Origin of the sequence: uncultured Olegusella sp. (assembly GCF_947253395.1) — a bacterium.
Taxonomy (GTDB): Bacteria; Actinomycetota; Coriobacteriia; order Coriobacteriales; family Atopobiaceae; genus Olegusella.
On record NZ_CAMXYY010000148.1, the window covers coordinates 1 to 3,076 of the forward strand.

At 45.8% G+C, this 3,076-nt stretch carries 3 protein-coding genes; 2 read left to right on the forward strand and 1 reads right to left on the reverse strand.

Annotation, left to right across the window (positions count from 1 at the left end; genetic code table 11):
- On the reverse strand, positions 1-1,208 hold a 1,208-nt coding region (locus Q0X25_RS08145), incomplete at its 3' end, for an MATE family efflux transporter (protein WP_298581096.1).
- Between the two features lie 163 nt (positions 1,209-1,371).
- Between Q0X25_RS08145 and Q0X25_RS08150 the strand changes: the two genes are divergently transcribed.
- Together Q0X25_RS08150 and Q0X25_RS08155 are read left to right on the forward strand one after the other, a co-directional pair.
- The gene (locus Q0X25_RS08150) at positions 1,372-1,887 is read left to right on the forward strand and encodes a ferritin (protein WP_298581099.1); all 516 of its coding nucleotides are present in this window, start codon (positions 1,372-1,374) and stop codon (positions 1,885-1,887) included.
- Positions 1,888-2,403: 516 nt separating this feature from the next.
- A complete protein-coding gene (locus Q0X25_RS08155; protein ID WP_298581103.1) occupies positions 2,404-2,940 on the forward strand; it encodes a hypothetical protein in 537 nt (178 codons plus the stop codon).
- The last annotated feature ends 136 nt before the right edge of the window (positions 2,941-3,076 follow it).

Genomic DNA, 3,076 nt, shown 5'->3' on the forward strand with positions numbered 1-3,076 from the left:
GCGCGCCACATACGTCCTGTCGTTTGCAACATAAAATTCGTAATCATTGCAATGCCAGTAATCGGTAAAGTTACCGCTTGAAAACGCAAAGCTACCGTTGCAATTACAACTACCTCAGGATCGTTACGCATGGCAGCTGCAATTTGTGGTGCAAAAACAAACACCACTGCACTCACCGCAGCAACTGCAATCATGCAGGCACGCACCGCAAAGAAATAGCCTTTGCGCACACGGTCTCCTCTACCTGCCCCATAGTTGTAACCACATAGCGACTGAAAACCTTGGCCAATACCAATCTGCACATAATTGCCCACACTCGAAACGCGTGACACAATAGCCATCGCCGCAATAGCCGCATCGCCAAAAGGTTTCGCAGCATGATTGAGCGCAACTGTTGCCACGCCTGATACCATCTGGCGCGCAAGTGAAGGCAAACCTCCATTATTAATTTCTCGCAGTAAATCGCCATCAATTTTCAGCAGTCTAAAGTCATACGGTGCTACACCCAATTTTTGTGACGAAATCACAATCATCAAAAAGCTAATCAATTCACAGATAATCGTCGCCAAGGCTGCACCAGCGATATCCATATGCAACACAAAAATAAAAATCGGATCAAGCAAAAAATCCAATACAGCTCCCGTAACTAAGGCCACCATCGACCAGAAGGACTCGCCTTCCATACGCAGCTGGAAGTTTGCTGTCAGCGAGGCTGCCATCCATGGTGCGCCAATCAATATGAGGGACATATAAGCTTTTGCATGCGGCAATATGGTCTCAGTCGCCCCTGCTAGACGACATATTGGTTCAAGTAAAATCGTCCCAACCACAGCTAGAATCACGCCAAAACCAAATGACAACGCAAGCCCCGCTGTCGCCATACGCTGCGCCTGTTTGCGTTCATCTTTGCCAAGGTAGCGCCCCAATGCGTTGCCCGTACCCTGACCAAAATAAAACCCAATACCTTGGATAAGGGTCATAACAAAAAATGCCACGCCCACAGCGCCCTCTGCGGCAGTCGAAATCTGTCCGATAAAAAATGAATCTGCAAGGTTATAAATGGTTGTTACGATGTTAGCAATCACTGATGGTGCACCCAGGCGCAAGATAAGGGGACCTATGGGCTGCGTGAGCATCTCTTCTCGCTTGCGCTGTGTTGCTTCCCCGTCCGCCTGTAATGTTGGACTGCTTACCGTCACACCAGCCATCTCCGTTCATCTTTTTGTCTTTATACCGTTGTACCTCAGCTCTGTGCAAGTTATAAAAAAATCGACAAAATATTTAGTTCAAAAATCTGGAGAAATCTTAAAGGCATGCAGGGTATATCAAATAGGTACTCAGTAATGCACCCATCATAAGGAAAGGATTGCTATGGCACTCGATGCAAAGGTTGCCGAGAAACTCAATTATCAAATCAACAGGGAGCTGTGGTCGGCGTATTACTACCTGACTTTCGCGGATTATTATGAGATGCGCGGTCTTAAGGGTTTTGCCAACTGGTACATGATTCAGGTTCAAGAAGAAGTTGCTCATGCCAAGATTTTGCGCCGTTACCTCCTTGATAACGGTGTGAATGTCAAGATGTCTGCTCTTGAGGAGCCCACCAAGACATTTAAGAACGATCTTGAGCCGCTGGAAGAGGGCCTCAAACACGAGGAATATGTCACCTCACTTGTCAATGACTGCTATGCCACTGCCAAAGAGGTCAATGACTTCCGCACGATGCAGATGCTTGATTGGTTTATCAAAGAGCAGGGTGAAGAAGAGGCTCATGCTGCCGAGGTGATTTCTAACATGAAGCTCTTTGGCACCACGCCACAAGGTCTCTTTGCACTGGATCGCGAGTATCAAACGAGAACTTTTGTCGCTCCTACCCTGCCAATGTAAGTTTTACTTGCATGCGATGACCTGCGGTATACGCGATTGGCTTATTCACAAGCAAAGTCTAGGACGTCACATCGACTCCTAGGCTTTTTTTCTATACAACCAAGCAGAGCTACGTACTCACAGTATCTGTAGCGCACAGTGCCGAAGTGTTAATTCGGCTCATAACTACTAATCTTGCAGCAGCACAGTTCAAAGACCGAGAGTTACCAGCAAGCATCTAAAAACAGTAAGACAACCAAACCCCTTCAGAGGATGTACTTAAGCATCAGTTTGTACTTAAGCATCAGTTTTTTACAGATCCCTCTTGTACCACTCGCGGTAATTAAGAAGAACTTAAGCAACTATAAAAAAATGCATGCTACTACTTAACTTGGTAGTTGTTTTATTCGGCAACGCAAGGAGTTTTAAAATGAACAGAATAAAAATTCGTCCCTGACAGGCAGGCCCTCTTGCCATCGTGGATGCTCTTCTTTCGTCTTAGTATTCTCATTCGTTTAAGAATGTGAGGATCACATAATGAAAAATATGGGCGAACTCCTTAAGCGGCGTTGGCGCGAGATAATTATTGTGCTGCTCCTTGTTGTCGTAGGCATACTTGCAGGACTTATGGCCAAAGCACAAAAAGAAGCCCAAGCCTACGTTATCGCTTCAAAAGAGGGTTTCAAGCTAACGGGAACATATCAAAGCCACGGCACTCCTACAAAATATCCTGGCGCCTTTGAAGGCGATACACAAACATCTGTAAGCTTTTCTCATCCTGATGAAAAAACGGGCACAATCACCTGGCAGGCAAATCCCCAAGATGAAAAGCAGATTAACGGCACGGTAGAAGCCACCCAAGATCCCAACATATTTATTCTTCATCGTGATGATGGAGGCGCGGACGGCAAAGCACATCTTGCCTACTCCTTTGATATGGGCATGCCAAATAACCAAAGTGCAGGTCTGATATATATCGATTTTGGTGATGGTAAGTTGCGCTCTATCGACAAGATAGCAAATATTCCTATGACCATCTCAAGCGACTCAGAGACAGAAGGCAGTGCCAGCTAACTCATCAGCCATTTGACCGTAACTTAATCGGATACTCAGTCATGTTCAAATTGAGCATATAAGCAAAACGCCTGTCTGATTCCATTGCCTATATGAGGTGGAAACGGTAACAAAGCTTCATCGCAACAGATGGTTC

What these genes read in the sequence shown, in the direction of transcription:
- Q0X25_RS08150 (WP_298581099.1), top strand. Translation starts at nt 1,372, where the DNA reads ATGGCACTCGATGCAAAGGTTGCCGAGAAACTCAATTATCAAATCAAC.
- Q0X25_RS08155 (WP_298581103.1), top strand. Translation starts at nt 2,404, where the DNA reads ATGAAAAATATGGGCGAACTCCTTAAGCGGCGTTGGCGCGAGATAATT.